Here is a 19,130-nt window from a genome sequence, read left to right as displayed (position 1 = left end):
CCAACCCGACGAAACCCTTGCCGCTGAACGAGTAACGCCCAACCCGACGAAACCCTTGCCGCTGAACGAGTAACGCCCAACCCGACGAAACCCTTGTCGCTGATCGAGTAGCGTCCGAGCCGCTAGGCGAGGAGGCGTATCGAGATCAGTTGCCGCGAGCCTGGTGTCGATACGCGTCGGGCTCGCAAGCTCGCGCGCCGCTACTCAACCAGCGACGGCCGACAGCTCGCGAGTCGGGACATGGGTCGCTCGACGACACCACATCGTTTCAATCCCATAACGTTTGGGATGTGGGTCGAATGTCCCAGACGATTGTCCCGCGATCCGGCCTACGGTCATACGGTGAGGAGTTCAACGGGGAACTCCTCACACAGAAGGAGCACGTCATGGTGCCCGGACGTCCAGGTCTGCTGTCGCACTGCCGAATACGTCTGATTCGAATGCGTTGTCTGCGCTCCGGGACCGCTGGACTTGTGGTGGTGATCGCCGTGGCCGGCATGGTCATGGCACCTGCGCGGGCAGAGCCACCGAACATGATGTCCATTCCACCGCAGATTCCGGCGGCCATCGATGCCGTCGTACCGGATGCCCCCATCCCTACCCTGAGCCGGATACCGCGGCGTGCGTTTGCCGCAGGGTTCTCGCGGCAGGTTCTGGAGCTTCGGGAGGCGGTGTTACCCTCTGCCACCGGCGATCCCGTGTTCGATCGATGGCCGCACAACCTGACCGGATCACGTCCCGGCGACATCATCGCCACCCGCGACGTGACGGCGAGGGCCGCACCTGTGGTGACCACCCCCATCCGTTCGGCCACGCTGGTGAAGTTCCGCAGCACGGACGCGGTGGGCGCACCGTCATTCGGCACGGCCACGGTGCTCGTGCCTCGCAGCGGTGGAACCGACGCCCGTCCTCGCCCGATCGTGGTGAACAATCTGCCGATCGACTCGCTCGGCACCGCCTGCACACCCGGATACACCCTGTCACATGGCTTCTCGATAGCAACGAATCCAACCGACCTGGTCCCGCCGACCACACAGTTGGCCCTGGCACGCGGCTACACCGTGCTGGTCCCGGACCACCAGGGCCCCCGCATGGCTTACGCCGAACCCGTCGTCGCCGGTCACGTGATCCTCGATGCGATCCGGGCGATTGCCGCCCTGGACCACCGACAGTTCGGTACCCCACGCATTGTGATGACCGGCTACTCCGGGGGCGCGATCGCCACCGGTGGTGCCGCACGACTGCTCGACGTCTATGCGCCCGAGTTGGCGCCGCGGGTGGTCGGCGCCGCTCTCGGTGGGGTTCCGGCGGATTTCCGGATGCTCGTAGGCAGTATGAACGCCAATCTCGCGACGGGCTTCTTCCACGCGGCGACCTTCGGTATCGCCCGCGAGCGCACCGAAATACTCACCATGGCCAACGATTTCGCCCGTTGGCTGGCATCGTCGCCGCTGAAGAATCTGTGCACCATCCCGACCGCACTGGCGGGTCAGACATTCTGGCCGATGCAGCTTCTCGCAAACCACCCGGACCCATTCCACTCCCCGGTTGCCGAACGCATCTATCGCATCAACGCCATGCCCGGACGACGATCGGCCGTGCCGCTCTACATTTATCACGGCACGCACGAGTGGTGGATTCCCGCGGCCGGCGCCCGGGCGCTGTATCGCGAACAATGCCGACTCGGCGCCCACGCCGCCTATCGCGAGGTGTTCGGCGAACACCTGTCGGCCGCAGTCATCGGCTATCCGGAGGCGTTGAACTGGCTCGACCGCCGACTACAGGGCCTACCCGCTGGCGACGAATGTCCTTGATCATCGGCCCCTCGCCGTGCGAGCGGCCCGGATGCCTGCACCACACTCGACCACACGGGCGCCGAGCGCCGGCCCCGAGGTGTAGTCAATTCGGACGAATCGGGTCGATCGAAGGATCCCGGCTCCGCGAAAGTCAGTCATCCCACTTAGAATCCTTTAAGGATTGTTAGCAATAGCGAAAAGACGACGTGGTCCGAAGCGCGAGCATCGCACGGTGTCGTCGTTCGCGCAGTGAGAGGTGGGCGATGTCCACGCGGTGGTCGGGTTCAATCAAGTCGTCGGTCCGTTGTGCAGTGGCGGTCACGGTGGCCGCAGTCGCCCTGGTTGCGGGCAGTGGGTCCGCGGCGCCCGCACCGGCCAATCTGATGCCGTTTCCCGACCAGTTCCCCAACCGGATCGACTCGATGGTCCCCGCGCCCGACGTGCCACGACTGGACTCGATCCCGGCGCGCTCGGTGACCCCCGGCGCCACCCAGGACCTGCAGGAACTGCGCGAAGCCATCATGCCGACGCCCACTGGCGACGCCTTCTTCGACACCTGGCCGGCCGACCTGGACCGCCGCGCACCGGGCGAGATCATTCAGTCCCGAGACGTCGCCCCGGTCGCTGCGCCGCTCCTGGAGGTGCAGGTCGGGTATGCACGGCAGATCAAGTTCGCCACCCGCGACGCGCAGGATCGTCCGCTGTTCGCGACCGCCACGTTGTTCGTGCCGCCGACCCCGTGGACGGGTCGGGGTGCTCGGCCGGTGATGGTCAACAACCCGCCGATCGTCGCGCTCGGCACCCGCTGCACTACCGGCTACACGCTGTCGCACGGCAAGAGCGGCGACACCAACGACACCGATCTCGACCCGCCGACCACCCAGGAGTCCCTGAAAAAGGGCTACGCGGTGATCGTCCCCGATCACACCGGCGCGCGCATGGCCTACGCCGAGCCGTATGTCGCCGCACACGTCATTCTCGACGCGATCCGGGCCGCCGAAAGCTACGACGCGAAGAATTTTGCACGTGGACCGCTGGCGATGCTCGGCTACTCCGGTGGCGCGATCGCCACGAATGCCACTGCGAAGCTGGCGAAGTCGTATGCGCCAGAGGTTGCCGCGCGTTTCGTCGGGGCCGCGATCGGTGGTGTGCCCGCCGACTATCGCGAGCTTGCCGCGGCGATGAACGCCAACCTCGCCACCGGCGTCTTCCACGCCGCGATCCTCGGCATCACACGCGAACGGCCGGAATTGCTGCCGATGGCTAACAATGTCGCGCGCTGGCTGGCCACCAATGACTTCTTCAAGAATTTGTGCACCGGGACGATGGGTTATATGGGCTTCTCGTTCGTGCCCACCCAGGCGTTGTCCAACGTGCCGGACCCCTTCGGTTCGCCGGTAGCGCAGGAGATCTTCGACATCACGTCGATGAAGGACATGAAGGCGGCGATGCCGGTGTTCATCTACCACGGCGCGCAAGAATGGTGGATCCCGGCGAGCCAGGCCCGTTCACTCTTCGCCGAACAATGCCGGCTGGGGGTCAACGCGACGTATCGCGAGTACCCCGGTGAGCACATGACCACGGTGTTCACCGCATTCGACGACGCGATGAACTGGATCGAGGCCCGGCTGGCCGGGCGCGCCCCGACGAGCAGCTGCCCGCTCCGCTGACCGACCGCACTACTTCGGTCGATCAGTAGACCAGCACCCGCACACTTTCCGAGACACAGGCCGGCTTGGCCTCGCCCTCGATCTCGATGGTGTTGGTGACCACCATGTTCACCCCGGCGGGGGTCTCCTCGACGGACTTGATGACCGCGTTCGACCGGATGCGCGAACCCACCTTGACCGGGTTGGGGAAGCGCACCTTGTTCTGGCCGTAATTGATGACCAGCTTGGGCCCTTTGACGGTGAAGATGCCGCCGGCCAGCACCGGCAGCAGCGACAGCGTGAGGTAGCCGTGGGCGATCGGCGCGCCGAACGGTCCGTCCTTCGCGCGTTCGGGGTCGACGTGAATCCACTGGTGGTCGCCGGTGGCGTCGGCGAACGCGTTGACGCGCTCCTGCTCGATGGTCATCCACTCACCGGAACCGAGGTCCTCCCCGATCGCAGCCTTGAGTTCGTCGACACTGGAAAACGTCCGCTGTGTGGTGCTCGTCATAGTTTCGGTAGTCTACCGTGGCCCCATGAGCACTCCTCGCGTCGCTCCCGGCAGCTTCGGCGACCTCGGTCCGATCAACTGGGTGTTCGCGCGCGGCGCGGCCCGGGTGATCGGGGTCGACGAGGCACGCATCTTCTCCACCCTCGGCCGCGCCAAGGGGCTGTTCCGCGGCTGGCTGCACTTCGGCGCACGACTGATGCCGTTCGGGGCGTTGTCGCGCAGGGACTCCGAGATGATCATCATCCGCGTCGCACATCTCCGCCGCTGTGACTACGAACTCGACCATCATCGGCGACTCGGCGCGCGCGCCGGCATCTCATCCGACGAGTTCGACCGCATCCTGGCCGGGCCCGACGAAGGATGGGGTGACCGGGAACGGGCGTTGCTCCGCGCGACCGACGAGTTGGTGACGGACAAGGACATCTCCGATCCGACATGGGCGGCGCTGCGCCGACACCTCGACGAGGCGAAGCTCGTCGCGTTTGTCCTGCTCGTCGGGCAGTACGACATGTTGGCCACCACGATCGGGACATTGCGCGTGCAGCGAGACACCAGAGTCTGATCACCACGACAGCCGGGGGGCTACATGAGTTCGATCGCGCAGCAATTGATGCATAACCGCTTGTTCTCGCAAGTCTACGAGCGACTCTGGCGTCCCACCTTCACCCGACTGTTCAGTCTCGGTGGTTCCGGCACTGCCGACTTCGACAAGGCCCTGACCGCCTACCTGTCACGCCCCGGCGAACGTCTCATTCTCGATGTCGCCTGCGGCCCTGGCAATTACACCCGCAAGTTGGCCGACGGCCTGCGCGGCGACGGCCGCTGCATCGGCATCGACTTCTCGCCCAGCATGCTGACCCAGGCTGCGCGCACCAACGCCACCGGTCGGGCCAGCTACATTCGCGCCGATGCCCACGCAACCCCCTTCGCCGACAACACCTTCGACACCGTCACCTGTCTGGCCGCGCTGTATCTCATCCCCGACCCGCTCCCGGTGATCGATGAACTCGTCCGGGTCACCCGACCCGGCGGTGAGGTGGTGATCTTCACGTCGGTCGCCACTGAACTGACCACACTGCCGGGAGTGCGTCCCCTCACCGAGATGTCCGGGTATCGCATCTTCGGAAAACATGAGATTGTCGACCGGTTGCACACCGCGGGCGCCGACCACGTCGAGCAGACCATCACCGGACAGGGGCAGTACGTTCTCGCCGTCAAGCCCGGCTGACCCCCTGCTCCGATGCGCCCGGCACGACTCGGTCAGAACTCACGGTAGTCACGCACCGTCATCCGCGCGCCGCGCCGCTCCGGTCGCACCCCGTGTCGCTCCACCATCCGGATGATCCGTTGCCGTTGTCCTGCATAGGGTTCGAGAAGTTCCAGCATTCCGTCATCGTCGACCGATACACCGGCCAGAGTGAGCCCCACCAGCTTCGGGATGTGATAGTCGCCGACGTTCACGACATCCGGGTCGCCGACGGCCCGCGAACGCGTCTCGGCCTCGGTCCAGCGGCCGACCCCCCGGAGCAGCGTCAGGCGGTCATGGTGGCGTTCCACGTCCAGCGCGGTCGCTCCCCGAATGGTGCGCATCCGTACGGGTTCGATCCCACTGCGATGCCACTCCCAGTTCGGGATACGCGCCCACTCGGACTGCGGTGGGGGCACTCGCATGGTGTCGGGCACCGGTCCCGGCGCCCGTTCGCCATAGCGCCGAACCAGATATCGCCACGCCCGAAAGGCCTCCGCCCCCACCACCTTCTGCTCCAGTATTGCCGGCACCAGCGCCGCCCAGACCCGATCGGTCCGGCCGATCCGCAGCCCTTCAGCACGCCGGACCAGTTCCCGCACGACGTCGTCACGGGGCACCAGCGCGTCGGGGTCGTCGCGCGCGCCCAAAAAGTCGGGCATCTGTTCGAGCAACCATTGTGCGCCGGGGCCCCAGGCCCGACCGCTGATAATGGTGCCGTCTGACCGAAACGTCAGGGTGCCCGGTCCGTCGGGGGTGTGGACCGCCCGCCACACGGAGCCGTCCCGGCCGTAGACGAATGATGGATCACCACTTCCCCGCCGATGCAGTCCGACGGTGGCACGGATGTCGAGCGGCCACGGCGGAACCCAGTCGCGGGTGCGCATAGTGGTGGCCACACATCGACGGTACCGACCGCGCGCCGCGGTGGTCGGGCGGTCATCCGCGGCCGGCGACCCCTCGTCGCATCGCATCGCGAAAGGCGCCCGGCGTCATCCCGAACTCTGCCCGGAAGCGGTTGCGCAGGGTGGCTGTCGAGGAGAAACCGGAACGCGACGCCACCTCGTCCAGCCCGAGCTGCTCGTCGACGGCAAGCAGCTCACGGGCATACCGCAGTCGCCGCGCGCTGATCATCGCCGCCGGCGTCTCGCCGATGCTCTCGAGATGGCGATACAGGTGACGACGGCTGAGTTGGAGCACCTCGGCGATGGAGTCCGCGGTGAAGTGGGGATCGCTGAAGCGCTCGTCGATCAGTTCGCGTACCGCCTCGATGACGAACAGGGCGTTGTTCTCCATGCGGTGAGAATCGTGCGCGTGGTGACCGATCGCCGATCGGATCAGATCGATCACGGCGAGTTCGTCGGCGGGCGTCACCGGAAGTCCGCGTACTGCAACATCACAGACGAACCGGCGGATGAACGTCGCCGTCGCCCGACCGAGGGGTGAGTCGGCGACCGCCGGCAGGAACGACGTGGCCGCATCGGAGAGTTCGTGAGTGAGCATGTCACTCGGTACCAGCAACAGCGTGGTGTCACAGACGCTGGGGCACTCGTCGACGAAGGCGTGCTCGATGCTCATCACCACGAGTTGCCCTTCGCCGTACTGGCGTTGCACACCGGACTGCGTGACGCGTAGCCGGCCGTCGAGCCGATGGGAGCCGACCATGACGATGGGCGCCGGTTGGGCACGAATGATGTCGTCGGATCGTTCGGTCGTGCGCGGGGTCGACAGCTCGCAGTGCGCCGACAGGATCGACAACGGGCGGTGGTAGATGACCGCGTGAAACGCGTCGGGATCATCGACGATGACCCTGGAGAAGGCCGCGCCGTAGGCGGCTAGACCGGTTCGGCCGCGTAGTTCCATCGCGGTCGCCGCGTCGGGACCGTGCTCGTCGTCGACGCCCACGGATTTGCGCCATCTCGTCAGCGTGTCGTGGTCGATGCCGTGACGCGAGTAGGAGGCCCGTCTCATGACCCGTCGCCGGCGGAAGCGGCCGCGTCGTCGAGTCGGTGGTCGCGCCGGTACCGCTCAGGCGATACCCCATACTTCGCCCTGAAGTGTCGCCGTAGGGTGGCCGGAGAGCTGAAACCTGCGGACTTGGCAACGTGGTCGATCATGGGCGCCCGAGTGCTGCCGAGGAGGTGACGCGCGCGCTCCAACCGCTGCTCGGCAATGAGGGCGGCCGGTGAGCTCCCCGCTTCGGCCAACCGCCGGTACAGATTGCGTCGACTCATGTACAGGGCCGTCGCGATGTGGTCGGGTGAGTAGTCTGGGTCGCGGAAATTGCGGCGGATCAGCGCCCGAGCGGCCTCGCGCACAATGACTCCGTTTCCGGTCGACCGGGGCGGCGTGCCCCCGGCTGCACCGAGCAGGTCACGGACGAGGTCGACTGCGGCGAGTTCCGTTTCGGTGTCGATGTCGGCCCCGCGGACGGCGGCGGTGACGGCCAGCGTGACGATGAACGCGCCGGTTGCCCGCGCCAGCGGCGAGGATTGCACCGACTCGATTTCATGTTGTATGCAGTCGCCGTCACGACCGAGGACCTCGGCGGGAACCCAGATGCCGACTGGATCGGTGACGGCGTCGGTGGACAGCCGAAATGGCGTGCTGTAGTCGAGAACCAGCAGGTCGGATGGGTGTTGAAACTCGTGGCGCCGACCGTCGAGGTCGAGGTGGCCGCCACCGGCGGACAGTTGCGAGCACACCAGTATCGCGCGTTCGGGAGCGCGCCGGATCAACGAGGGGGTGCGCTCCGCGGTTGCCGGTGTCCGGAGCGCGGCGAACACGCCCAGCACCGAGAGTTGACGGGAGTACACGATCTCGGCGTAGTCGTCGGGGTCGGGCCGACCGATCACGTCGACGAGCGCCGGGGTCTGGTTGCCGTCGGTCGATACGGCTTGGTCGATATGGGACGCACGTGCGAATCTTGTCGGATCATCGCCGACCCCCATGCGGTCTCGCCAATGCCGAACTTGCTTTTCCGACAAACCGGTTGCGGCGGACGGCACTGCGGATGCCGTCGCGCCAGAACCGGCCAATTCAACCGTGTTCATGATCTGAAATTAACGGAACACGCCGACGGATGAGATGCTTTATGTCACCGATGTCACGGGATTGAGGTACCCGTTTGCCGCGCGTCAACCCCTGCCACAATCTGGTGACGCACCAAAAACCCCGTGCCACAAGTTGTTTGAGCTCGACAGGGCCGCCTACGTCCACCACATGGCCGACTCCAGCCGTGTCGTGCAGGTCAGAGCTGGCACCGATTCTTCCCCCGCACGGCACAATCTTGCTGCTACACGAACCTCTCGTCCCTCCGCCGCGGCGGTCGAGGGAACCCCGATTGTCGTCGAGAGAACCCGGCCCGCGTCGCGAATCAGATGCTCTCAATGTAAATCTGGGTTCCCTCGGCAGGAATCCGGGTTCTCTCGACATGGAGAAGGGGGCCCGAAACCACCTACAGGTTGATCATGTGCCCCAACGCGCCGTGGAACGTCTCCTGCATCGCCTCACTCAGCGTCGGATGCGTGTGCACGTTGCGTGCCAGTTCCTTGGCCGTGAGGTCCCACTTGTGCGCCAGGGTCATCTCGGGGAGCATCTCGGAGACGTTGTCACCCACCAGGTGTCCGCCGAGCAGCTCGTCGGTGTCGGCGTTGGTGAGCAGCTTGGCGAAGCCGGCGGTCTCGCCGAGGCCCTGCGCCTTGCCATTGGCACTGAACGGGAAGGTGATGGCCTTCACGTTGTAGCCCTCGTCCTTGGCCTGCGCCTCGGTGAGTCCGAACGACGCGACCTGCGGCTGGCAGAAGGTGGCGCGGGGCATGAAGCGGTAATCACCGAGCGTCATGGTCTCCGCGCCGGCCATCGCCTCGGCGGCCACCACGCCCTGCGCCTCGGCCACGTGAGCGAGCATCAGCTTGGCGGTGACGTCGCCGATGGCGTAGATACCGTCGACGTTGGTGCGCATGAAGTCGTCGATGTCGATGGCGCCGCGGTCGGTGAGCTTCACGCCGGTGTTCTCCAGGCCGAAGCCCTCCACTCGTGGGGCGAACCCGACGGACATGAGGACCTTGTCGACGGTGATCTCGCCGTCGTTGTCCTTGGCATCCTTGTAGCTGACGGTGACGCTGTCGCCATCGTCCTTGACCGACTGCACCTTGGTGGAGGTCAGCACCTTCACGCCGAGCTTCTTGTACTCCTTGGCGATGGCCTTGGATGCGTCGGCGTCCTCGTTGGGCAGCACGCGGTCGAGGAACTCGACGATGGTGACGTCGACGCCGTAGTTCGCGAGCACGTAGCCGAACTCCATGCCGATGGCGCCGGCGCCGACGATAACGATCGAGGACGGCAACTCACGGGTGAGGATCTGATCCTCGTAGGTGACCACGTTGTCGCTCAGCTCGACACCGGGCAGCAGCTTCACGGTCGAGCCGGTGTTGATGATGACGTTGTCGAAGGTGATCTCACGATCGCCCACCATGATGGTCTTGGCGTCGGTGAACTTTCCGTAGCCGTCGATCTCGGTGATCTTGTTCTTCTTCATCAGGAAGTGGACGCCCTTGACGATCCCTTCCGACACCTTGCGGCTGCGGTCGAATGCCGCACCGAAGTCGAACGAGACGTCGCCGGACATGCCGAAGGTCTTCGCCTGATGGTTGAAGATGTGAGCCAGCTCGGCGTTGCGCAGCAGCGCCTTGGATGGGATACATCCAACGTTGAGACAGACGCCGCCCCAGTACTTCTCTTCGATGACGGCGGTTTTCATGCCCAGCTGGGCGGACCGGATCGCGGCCACGTATCCACCAGGACCTGCACCTAGTACAACTGTTTGAAAGTGTTCAGCCACGCCTGCCAGCCTACGTCGGGCACTGTCGGGACCGCAGCGTGTCCCCGTACTCACCGGTAACTTCACCAGCTCGCGCGGGTCGGAGTGGATCACGCAGGTCCGCTCGGACCGGGGAGCGTCGTCGACAGCCCACGCCACCCAACACCATCTGCGCCACCGAAGACGCCCCGCGCCACACCTGGCCATACGCTGCGCCACCGATTTCCAACACTGATTGAATCATTGATGGAACTGTGCTTGCATCGAGCCATGCCCGCATCGACCCGCAGCGCCACGACCCGCACAGCCCTGCTGACAGCTGCCGAATCCCTCCTGCTCACCGACGGGTACGAGCAGGTATCGGTCCGCGCGATCTGCGCGGCGGCCGGCGCCAACCCCGCTGCCGTGCACTATCACTTCGGTTCCAAGGATGCGCTGGTGGTGGCACTCCTCGAGGACCGGATGGCGCCGCGATGGGCCGAGCTGCTCGACCGGTTCGACCCTGCCTCCGCGCAGGTCGTCGACCTCGTCGACCTGATCCTGGAGCCGTTCACCACCATCGGTTCCGAGCCGGTCGGTCACCTGCACCTGCGCCTGTTGGCCCGGTTCGTCGCGGCCCACCCCGACGCGGAGTGGACGCGGCCGTGGTTTCGACTCGACCGGTGGTCGCAGGTGCTTGCACAGATCGTCGACGGTGTCGACGTCGGCGATGCGCGCCGCCGGTGGGGCCTGGCCTTCGGTCTGATCCTGGAGCAGTTCGCCGGCGATGCACCGCTGTCGTCGGCCGCCACCGCCGCGCTGCGCGACTTCGTGGTCGCCGGCCTGTCAACACCCGCCCGTACCAGCCCGGCACCCGAGGAGTCCTGATGAGTACGCTCGATCCCTTCAGTCCGGCTCGGCTCGGGCCGCGGACCCTGCGTAACCGCCTCATCAAATGCGCGACGTTCGAGGGCGCCACCCCCGACGCGCTCGTCACCGACGACCTGATCGAATTCCACCGCGAGGTGGCAGCCGGTGGCGTCGCCATGAGCACCGTCGCCTACTGCGCGGTCGCACCGGAGGGACGAACCGATCGGCATCAGATCTGGTTGCGCGATGAGGCGATGCCCGGGCTGCGCCACCTGACCGATGCCATCCACGCCGAAGGCGCGTTGGCTGCGGCTCAACTCGGGCATGCCGGTCCGGTGGCCAATTCCGTGTCCAACCGCCGTAAGGCGTTGGGCCCGTCTCGCATTCCCGCACCGATGGGGATGTCGGTGACCCGCAGACTCGACCGTGATGACCTCACCGAGATGGTGACGACGTTTCGGCGGGCCGCGCGCATCGCGGTGGACTGCGGTTTCGACGGACTCGAGATCCATTGCGGCCACAACTATCTGATCAGTAGTTTCCTGTCGCCACTGCTCAACCGGCGGCGCGACGAATACGGCGGCACCCTGGTCAACCGGGCCAGATTCGCCCGCGAGGTGATAGCCGGGGTCCGCGACGAGGTCGGCGACGAGGCAGCGGTATGGGCGAAGCTGAACATGTACGACGGCGCCGGCCGACTCGGTTTCGGCATCGACGACGCCTGCGCGGTGGCGCAGCTGCTGGAGTCCGACGGCCACCTCGACGCCATCGAACCGACCGCCGGCAGTTCCCTGCTCAACCCGATGTATCTGTTCCACGGCGCTCCGCCGAGAGCAGAGTTCGCCAACGCCTTTCACGGCAGCATGCGTGCCGGACTGAAGGTGGCCGCCCCGTTCTTCCTGAAGCACTACGACTATCACGACACCTACCTGTTGCCGCTGGCCCGGCAACTACGCGCAGCCGTGCGGATGCCGCTGATCCTGCTCGGAGGCGTCACCGACCGGGCGTCGATGCAGACCGCATTGGACGCCGGCTTCGACTTCGTCGCGATGGGTCGTGCACTGCTGCGCGAGCCCGATCTGCCGTTGCGCATCCAGGGCGACCCGACGGTCACGTCACGCTGCGTGCACTGCAATCTGTGCATGCCGACGATCTACTCGCGCACCCGCTGCCCGATCCGGGAAGGCGAAGTCCTCGATCCACTCGCCGCGGTGTGACACCCACGCAGCGTCGGCACGCTACTCAGCCTTGGTGAATACTCCATCGCTGCTGTCGTCGTCGTAGTACTCGATCACCATCCGCGACGCCTCCGGTTCGAAGGACACCTTCGAGATCGACCCGAGTTCGGCGTTCTCGTTGCGCAGCGTGAAGGTGTAGGTGTTGCCATCCCAGTGGCGCAGTTCGTGGGTGGTGATGCCATCGGGCCCCATCGCGAGGACCAGCTTCCCATCCTCGTCGCGGATCTCGGCCGGACCATAGACGTCGTTGCGGTAAGTGCCGACGTAGGTCGACGGCGGTTGCGCCGGCGCCGGGTTCTGCGGTTGTTCAGCACCGACGAGGTCACCGGTCGGCGCGGAATACGGTGCGAATGCCTGTCCGTAGAGGTCGCGCCAGTCGTTGCGGATCTCACCGAACTGCACGAGGTCGGCGAATTCACCGGTCAGCGCCTCCACCGCGCCGATCGGTGCCGCGTTGGAGAGTGCGACGATGGCGACGTCTGCGGAGGGAATCGCCAAGAAGGTGGTACCCGCGCCCATCGCGAACGCGCCGGAATGGCTGAACTGGGTGCGACCGGCCTCGGTGACGCCGACGTTGAATCCGTGCCCGTAGAAGCCGGCACGCTCGTCGGGGGTCTTTGCCGGTGACGACGCGATCTGCGGGGTCACGGCGGGCAGCAGCGCGTCGGCGGCGACGACCTGCGTGCCGTCGTACTCACCGTCGGCGAGCAGCATCCGCATCCAGTGCGACAGATCGTTCACCGACGACGACACACCGCCGGCCGGCGATTGCGCATCGGGGTCGCGCTGGGCGGGCGTCGTGACCCATTCGTCGTCGACCTTGACGTGGCCGACCACCCGGTTTTGTTCACCTTCGAAATCGCTGAACCGTGAACTGGTGTGCGTCATCCCGAGGGGCTCGTAGATCGAGTTCTCCGACAACGTCGCCCAATCCGAGTCGGCTTTACGCGCCGCCGACTCAGCAGCGGCGGTGAGACCGAAGTTGGTGTAGTGGTAGGTGATCCGGAACGGATCGAGCGGGATGTAGCGCAGCCGGTCCAGGACCTGTTGGCGGTCGTAACCCATGTCCTCGAGCTTGTCGCCGGCATGTTCGGGCAACCCGGAACGATGTGTGTACATGTCGGCGATGGTGACGTTGTCGGTGACCCACGGGTCGGCCAGCGCGAAGCCGGGCAGATTGGTCACCACCGGGGTGTCCCAGCTGATCACGTCGTCGGTGACCAGCTTGGCGATCACCGTCGACCCGATGGGTTTGGACATCGATGCGAGGGGAAAGACGGTGTCGGCGTCCACCGCACCGTCGGTGCCGACCTCGGTGACCCCGAAGCCCTTGGCATAGACGGTGTCTCCGCCGTGCACCACCGCGACCGCCATCCCGGGGATCTCGGTGGACTCCATCAGCGATTCGACCAGACCGTCGAGCTGATCCACGGCGCTACCCACCGCATTGTCCGGCAACGCCAGCGCCACCTCGGCGGCCGGATTCGCGAGAGCTTCCGAACTCGAGGACGCAGGCGGCGTCGACGATGCTGTGCCGTCGCTGCTCGAGCCGGTGTCGCAGGCCGCCACCAGGGCCGCGACGACGAGAGCCGAGGTCACCACCCCGACCGGGCGTCGACGCATGAGCGATCGGGCAAGGGCGACCACCACGGGCACCTGCTTCCTGTTCTGCATGCCACGGCGGGCATGACGCTGTCCGACCCGCCCATCAGGCTACGACATCGCGACGTCGACGCGGACATTCCGGACACATGCGCTTGGGTTCGGCCGATAACCCCGACGACGCCACTCCGGCACTCGCGCTAGGTTGGCCGGGTGAGCGATAACGCAGGCCCCGAACCTACCGCCGCCGCCTCTGCGCAGGGCGACGACCCGTTCCTCTGGCTCGAGGACGTCACCGGTGACCGCGCACTCGACTGGGTCCGGGCGCACAACCAGCCGACCGTTGACGACCTCGGGTCCGGCGACCGGTTCGCCGCGCTGGAGGCCGAGGCCCTCGAGGTGCTCGACACCGACGACCGCATCCCGTACGTCCGTCGTCGGGGGGAGTACCTGTACAACTTCTGGCGCGATGCGACCAACCCCAAGGGGCTGTGGCGCCGCACGACGCTGGACTCCTATCGCTCCGACGCACCTCAATGGGATGTGCTCATCGACGTCGACGCGCTGGCCGCCGCCGAAGACGAGAACTGGGTGTGGGCAGGAGCCACCGTGCTGCGGCCCGACTACCGGCACGCGCTGGTGTCGTTGTCGCGGGGTGGCGCCGACGCCACCGTGATCCGCGAGTTCGACATCGACACCAGGTCGTGGGTCACCGACGGTTTCGTGCTGCCCGAGAACAAGTCGAGCATCGGGTGGATCGATCGCGACACCGTCTACGTGGGAACCGATTTCGGCCCGCAGCCGGACGGGTCATCGTCGCTCACCACGTCGGGGTATCCGCGGATCACCAAGCGGTGGACCCGGGGCACGCCGCTTTCCGACGCTGTCGAGGTGTTCGCCGGTCTCGTCGACGACGTGTCGGCCGGCGCCGGATACGACAGCACCCCCGGTTACGAACGGCATTTCGCCAGTCGCGCCACCGACTTCTTCAACTCGCTGCGCTACGAACTACGCGACGGCGAGGCCATCGCCATCGACGTCCCCACCGACGCGCATTCGGCGGTGCGACTGGACTGGCTGCTGGTGATGCCGCGATCGGAGTGGGTCCTCGGAGAGCAGACCTTCGCGTCGGGCAGCCTGCTGGTGTTCGACTACGCGGAGTACCTCGACGGGGGCCGGACGGCGACCGTGCTGTTCACCCCCGACGCCCACACCAGTCTCGCCGACTACTCCTTCACGCGGTCCCATCTGATCCTGACCACCCTGCGCGACGTGCAGACCGAGATCACGACGTTGTCGTTGGGTGACTGGGCACCGATCGAGACCCCGGGTCTGCCCGAGTTGGCGACGATCTCCGTGCTCGACACCGACCCCGACGAGAGCGACGAGATCTTCTGGTCGGCGAGTTCGTTCACCACGCCGCCGAGCTTGCTCTACGGGCAGTCGGGGGCCGCCGCCGAGGTCATCAAGCAGTCGCCGGCGTTCTTCGACTCCGCCGACGTGGTGGCCGAACAACGCTTCGCCACGTCCGATGACGGCACCACCGTCCCATACTTCGTGGTGCGCCGATCCGACGTGACGTCGGGGCCGACACTGCTGTACGGCTACGGCGGCTTCGAGAATTCGCTGACCCCCGGCTACATGGCGATCGCTGGGCGCGGCTGGGTGGCCCGTGGCGGCATCTACGTCATCGCCAACATCCGCGGCGGCGGCGAGTACGGCCCGTCGTGGCACACCCAGGCGCAGAAGGCCGGACGGCACAAGGTGTACGAGGATTTCTCGAGCGTGGCCGCGGCTTTGGTCGCCGAAGGACTCACCACCCCGCGGCAGTTGGGTGCGCAAGGCGGTTCCAACGGTGGACTGCTCATGGGCGTCATGCTGACCCGCTATCCGGACCTGTTCGGCGCGTTGGTGTGCCAGGTCCCGTTGATCGACATGCGGCGGTTCCATCTGCTGCTGGCCGGGGCGTCGTGGGTGGCCGAGTACGGCGACCCCGACGATCCCGAGCAGTGGGCGTTCATGGAACCGTTCTCGCCGTATCAGAATCTCCGGGCCGACGCTGAGTACCCGCAGTTGTTGGTCACCACCTCGACCCGTGACGACCGGGTCCACCCCGGCCACGCCCGAAAACTGGTGGCGCGGTTGGAGGAACTCGGGCACGCCGTCGCCTACTACGAGAACATCGAGGGCGGACACGGTGGCGCCGCCGACAACAAGCAGGCGGCATTCAAGTCGGCGTTGGCCTACGAGTTCTTGTGGCGGGCGCTCGGCGACGGGTGATCGGGCCGGGCGGTCAGCGGCGACCGCTCGCGAGCCGCCCGATGACGCCGAGGATGACCACCCCGACACCGATGCCCCCGACGACCAGCGCCAGGTCCTGCAGGTCGGATGCGGCGCCGTCGATGATCACCGCGGACACCTCGCGGCCGCCTTCTTCGGCGGCCTCGACCTCGGCCTTGGCGCGATCGGAGAAGAACAACGCCACCGCCCAGGCGAACACCGCCGAGACCACGACGGCGACACCCAGCCAGGCCAGCACGACCGACCGGCGCCGAGCGAAGAGCAACGCGAGCACTCCGGCGGCGATCGCCACCGCCAAGGACGCGTAGGCCATCGCGGTGATCTGCCGGCCGACCTCGTGATAGCGACCCGCCTCCAATCCCGCACCGCCACTACCGCTCAGCGGCACCAGGATCGGGCCGGAGACGCGCGCGTCCACGCCGGTCTGCGCGATCACCCGGTTGACCATGTCGGTGATGTCGAGCTGCATCGTCGTGGTGTCCGATCCGGCCGGCGGCTCATCGAACAACCACGCATGCTGCTGGGACACCACGTCGACGAAATCGGCCTCGAACGCGTCGCTGTGCGTGTAGGCGCGGGCCGCCGGCTCCACGACCGGGGCCGTCGCCGCGATGCCGACCTCCTCGGCGACACTGTCGGCGATCTGACCCGCCAGGTAGTCCTGTACCTGCTCGTTCTGCGCCATCGGCGTGATGGTCGCCACGAAGCCCTCGGAATCGACGAGTCGCTCCTTGACCCACAGCGACGGGAAGGCGACGACGATCGCCACCATCGCCACCACGGTCAACAACCCACTGAGGAAAGTCCGCACGCCCACGAGGCTACCGACGCCGTCGCCGACGACCGTTGACGCCTACTCCCCGACCAGGTCGCGGGCGCGTCCGACCAGCAACGGGTCTGGGGCGCCGACGAGTTCGGTGTTCTTGCCCTCGTACTCGAACAGGCTCAGCACGTGACGCATCGCGTTGATCCGGGCCCGCTTCTTGTCGTTGCTCTTGACCACGGTCCAGGGCGCGTGGTCGGTGTCGGTGGCCGCGAACATCGCCTCCTTGGCGGCGGTGTACGCCTCCCATTTGTCCAGCGACGCAAGGTCCATCGGTGAGAGTTTCCACTGCCTCACCGGATCGATCTGGCGGATCGCGAAGCGGGTGCGCTGCTCGAGCGGGGTCACCGAGAACCAGAATTTCACCAGGTTGATGCCGTCGTCGACCAGCATCCGCTCGAATGCGGGCACCTGGTGCATGAACTGGGTGTACTGCTCCTGGGTGCAGAAACCCATCACCCGCTCGACGCCGGCGCGGTTGTACCAGGAACGGTCGAAGAACACCATCTCACCGGCTGCGGGGAGATGCTGCACGTACCGCTGAAAGTACCATTCGGTGGCCTCACGTTCGCTGGGCTTCTCCAGTGCGATCGTGCGTGCACCGCGTGGGTTGAGGTGCTCGTTGAACCGTTTGATGGTGCCGCCCTTACCGGCGGCGTCGCGGCCTTCGAACACCAGCAGGTGCCGCTGCCCGGTCTGCTTGGACCACTTCTGCAACTTCAACAGCTCGATCTGCAGGCGACGTTTGGTCACCTCGTACTCACGCCGACTCATCCGTTCGTCGTACGGATAGTCCTGCCGCCAGGTGTCGACGACATTGCGTTCGGGCAGCGTCAACAGGACGGGGTCGTCATCATCGTCGTCGTTGACCGTGAACTGCGTGGTGTCGCGCAGGTCGACGAGCCGCTGGAGCGCCTCTCGCCCGTTCATCACGCTGAAATCCGGGCCGGGCTCGGCCGAGGTACTCAGTACAGGATCGTGTGTCTCGGTCACGTCTCAACGATATGCGCAGCCGTCAAACGTCGCGTGGCGACAAGGTAAACGGGCCACGCCCGCTCCCTGAGGAACGAGGCGCCAGCCGAGTGTCACGAAGGGCGGCCCTTCGTGACGCTCGCAAGCGCCGGGCTCCTCGGGGACCAGGGGTGAGGGCACTCAGTTGCGCAGGTCGATGGTTCCCGAGCGCAGGCAGGCTTTGCCGGTGGTGCTGTCGAAAGCCGTCGCGAATCCGCCCTGGCACATGGTGCCGTCGGGGCCGGCGACTGCCTGTCCGCCCCATCCCCCGATGGCCACCGTTGTGCCACCCTGACGTGCCTGGGCGACCGAGAATGCCTTGGGTCCGGTGGTCACCGAGAACGCGGTGCCCCCGGTCGAGGCGCCGGCGAGGGCGGTGGAACCGGGCTGCAGATTACGGGCCGTGGAATTGCCACCCTTGTCGGCAACCGCCACCGCAGTGCCTGCATCGCTGGAGTCCTCGGCGAAGGCGGTGCTGCCGGGGCCGGCTTTCGCCCCGCAGCCGCCGTGGCCGACGGTGCGCTCGATCTGGTGACCGTTGGATGCCGAACACGTCGTCGCTGCGTCGGCCGTCCCGCCGCCGAATGCCGCCATCGCCGCCAGCACTCCGCCGCCGAGCACGACGGCCGCCGCACGAATCCGAAGTTTGTTGATACGCATTAGCATTCGACTCCTCGATCGCCCCGAACGCACCGACCCGGCACGTGGGGAAAGAGTACCCATCCGGCGGCGGCTCGTACGCCCGGGGTCGACTGCGAGTCGCCGGTACGGCGCCCACCGCCCGATTAGTCCGAAGAGCGCCGTTCGACCTCGGCCGTGAGTCCTTTGCGTGCGGTGTCGACGGCCATCTTCTGGGCCCGTTTGACGATCATCCCGGGCAGTTTGATCTTCAACTCGACGTCGAGGGTGAACTCGATGTGCGAGCCTTCTTCGGTCTCGGTGATGACGTAGACGCCGTGCTGTTCGCTGAGCTGATTGGCCTTGACCAGATCCCACGTGCAGCTCTGTTCGGTCCAGCTGTACTTGAGGGTCTGCTCGTCGGAAATCCCCGCGGCCGTCACCACGACCCGCACCTCGTGCGGCGACCCGTCGTCGTGCTCGCTGAGGATCTCGGCTTCCCGGTGCGGACCCGACCAGTCGGGCAGGGACTCTATGTCCATGAGGACCTCCATCACGACGGACGGGGGCGCGGCTACATCGAATTCGGTTTTCGCGGAGACAGCCATGGCAGAGAACCTACCCTCCGCAATCAGCGGGAGAGGACGAACCCGATACACCGGTG

At 66.3% G+C, this 19,130-nt stretch carries 17 protein-coding genes; 7 read left to right on the top strand and 10 right to left on the bottom strand.

Annotated elements, in window-relative coordinates; genetic code table 11:
* Positions 1-533: 533 nt before the first annotated feature.
* Both VX037_RS05555 and VX037_RS05550 read left to right on the top strand, forming a co-directional pair.
* Positions 534-1,814, top strand: coding sequence for a lipase family protein (locus VX037_RS05555; RefSeq protein ID WP_372512330.1), 1,281 nt, complete (start codon positions 534-536; stop codon positions 1,812-1,814).
* Positions 1,815-2,059: 245 nt separating this feature from the next.
* A complete protein-coding gene (locus VX037_RS05550) occupies positions 2,060-3,466 on the top strand; it encodes a lipase family protein (protein ID WP_235723944.1) in 1,407 nt (468 codons plus the stop codon).
* 22 nt (positions 3,467-3,488) lie between these two features.
* On the opposite strand, the gene VX037_RS05545 is transcribed toward VX037_RS05550, so the two are convergent.
* A complete protein-coding gene (locus VX037_RS05545; RefSeq protein WP_235723943.1) occupies positions 3,489-3,956 on the bottom strand; it encodes a MaoC family dehydratase in 468 nt (155 codons plus the stop codon).
* A 25-nt stretch (positions 3,957-3,981) separates the two neighbouring features.
* On the opposite strand from VX037_RS05545, the gene VX037_RS05540 reads away from it, so the two are divergent.
* On the top strand, positions 3,982-4,518 hold the full coding sequence (locus VX037_RS05540) for a carboxymuconolactone decarboxylase family protein (protein ID WP_328713526.1): 537 nt from the start codon (positions 3,982-3,984) through the stop codon (positions 4,516-4,518).
* 24 nt (positions 4,519-4,542) lie between these two features.
* On the top strand, positions 4,543-5,184 hold the full coding sequence (locus VX037_RS05535) for a class I SAM-dependent methyltransferase (protein ID WP_235723941.1): 642 nt from the start codon (positions 4,543-4,545) through the stop codon (positions 5,182-5,184).
* A gap of 32 nt (positions 5,185-5,216) precedes the next feature.
* On the opposite strand, the gene VX037_RS05530 is transcribed toward VX037_RS05535, so the two are convergent.
* The 4 genes from VX037_RS05530 to lpdA all read right to left on the bottom strand — a co-directional run bounded on the left by VX037_RS05530 (position 5,217) and on the right by lpdA (position 10,045).
* Positions 5,217-6,089 carry a DNA-3-methyladenine glycosylase family protein gene (locus tag VX037_RS05530; RefSeq protein WP_287015461.1) on the bottom strand — a complete coding sequence of 291 codons (873 nt, stop codon included), beginning with the start codon at positions 6,087-6,089 and terminating at the stop codon, positions 5,217-5,219.
* A 52-nt stretch (positions 6,090-6,141) separates the two neighbouring features.
* On the bottom strand, positions 6,142-7,173 hold the full coding sequence (locus VX037_RS05525; protein ID WP_328713524.1) for an AraC family transcriptional regulator: 1,032 nt from the start codon (positions 7,171-7,173) through the stop codon (positions 6,142-6,144).
* Positions 7,170-8,255: a helix-turn-helix domain-containing protein gene (locus tag VX037_RS05520; RefSeq protein WP_235723939.1), complete on the bottom strand. Its 1,086-nt coding sequence runs from the start codon at positions 8,253-8,255 to the stop codon at positions 7,170-7,172. Before VX037_RS05520 ends, VX037_RS05525 begins: the two co-directional genes overlap by 4 nt.
* Positions 8,256-8,659: 404 nt before the next feature.
* Entirely contained in the window at positions 8,660-10,045 is a 1,386-nt protein-coding gene (gene lpdA / locus VX037_RS05515; protein WP_235723938.1) for a dihydrolipoyl dehydrogenase, read from the bottom strand.
* Positions 10,046-10,294: 249 nt separating this feature from the next.
* Between lpdA and VX037_RS05510 the strand changes: the two genes are divergently transcribed.
* Both VX037_RS05510 and VX037_RS05505 read left to right on the top strand, forming a co-directional pair.
* A complete protein-coding gene (locus VX037_RS05510) occupies positions 10,295-10,891 on the top strand; it encodes a TetR/AcrR family transcriptional regulator (RefSeq protein ID WP_235723937.1) in 597 nt (198 codons plus the stop codon).
* The gene (locus VX037_RS05505; protein ID WP_235723936.1) at positions 10,891-12,090 is read left to right on the top strand and encodes an NADH:flavin oxidoreductase; all 1,200 of its coding nucleotides are present in this window, start codon (positions 10,891-10,893) and stop codon (positions 12,088-12,090) included. The genes VX037_RS05510 and VX037_RS05505 overlap by 1 nt, the downstream gene beginning before the upstream one ends.
* A gap of 21 nt (positions 12,091-12,111) precedes the next feature.
* Here VX037_RS05505 and VX037_RS05500 read toward each other — a convergent pair whose 3' ends face one another.
* On the bottom strand, positions 12,112-13,734 hold the full coding sequence (locus VX037_RS05500) for a serine hydrolase (RefSeq protein ID WP_235724027.1): 1,623 nt from the start codon (positions 13,732-13,734) through the stop codon (positions 12,112-12,114).
* Between the two features lie 192 nt (positions 13,735-13,926).
* Here VX037_RS05500 and VX037_RS05495 point away from each other — a divergent pair, with 192 nt between their 5' ends.
* Positions 13,927-15,993, top strand: coding sequence for a prolyl oligopeptidase family serine peptidase (locus VX037_RS05495; protein WP_328713522.1), 2,067 nt, complete (start codon positions 13,927-13,929; stop codon positions 15,991-15,993).
* A 13-nt stretch (positions 15,994-16,006) separates the two neighbouring features.
* Here the strand turns inward: VX037_RS05495 and VX037_RS05490 are convergent, their stop codons facing one another.
* The 4 genes from VX037_RS05490 to VX037_RS05475 form a co-directional block, all read right to left on the bottom strand.
* Positions 16,007-16,825 (bottom strand): hypothetical protein, encoded by an 819-nt coding sequence (locus tag VX037_RS05490; protein ID WP_266060340.1) that lies wholly within the window; start codon positions 16,823-16,825, stop codon positions 16,007-16,009.
* Between the two features lie 42 nt (positions 16,826-16,867).
* Positions 16,868-17,830, bottom strand: coding sequence for a polyphosphate kinase 2 (gene ppk2, locus VX037_RS05485; RefSeq protein ID WP_372475024.1), 963 nt, complete (start codon positions 17,828-17,830; stop codon positions 16,868-16,870).
* A 159-nt stretch (positions 17,831-17,989) separates the two neighbouring features.
* Positions 17,990-18,508, bottom strand: a complete 519-nt coding sequence (locus VX037_RS05480; RefSeq protein WP_235723933.1) for a DUF6764 family protein — start codon at positions 18,506-18,508, stop codon at positions 17,990-17,992.
* A 125-nt stretch (positions 18,509-18,633) separates the two neighbouring features.
* Positions 18,634-19,074 carry an SRPBCC family protein gene (locus VX037_RS05475; RefSeq protein ID WP_328713521.1) on the bottom strand — a complete coding sequence of 147 codons (441 nt, stop codon included), beginning with the start codon at positions 19,072-19,074 and terminating at the stop codon, positions 18,634-18,636.
* Between the last annotated feature and the right edge of the window lie 56 nt (positions 19,075-19,130).

This window comes from Gordonia sp. Z-3, assembly GCF_036233855.1.
Taxonomy (GTDB): domain Bacteria; phylum Actinomycetota; class Actinomycetes; order Mycobacteriales; family Mycobacteriaceae; genus Gordonia; species Gordonia tangerina.
This window is presented reverse-complemented; position numbering and strand designations above follow the sequence as displayed.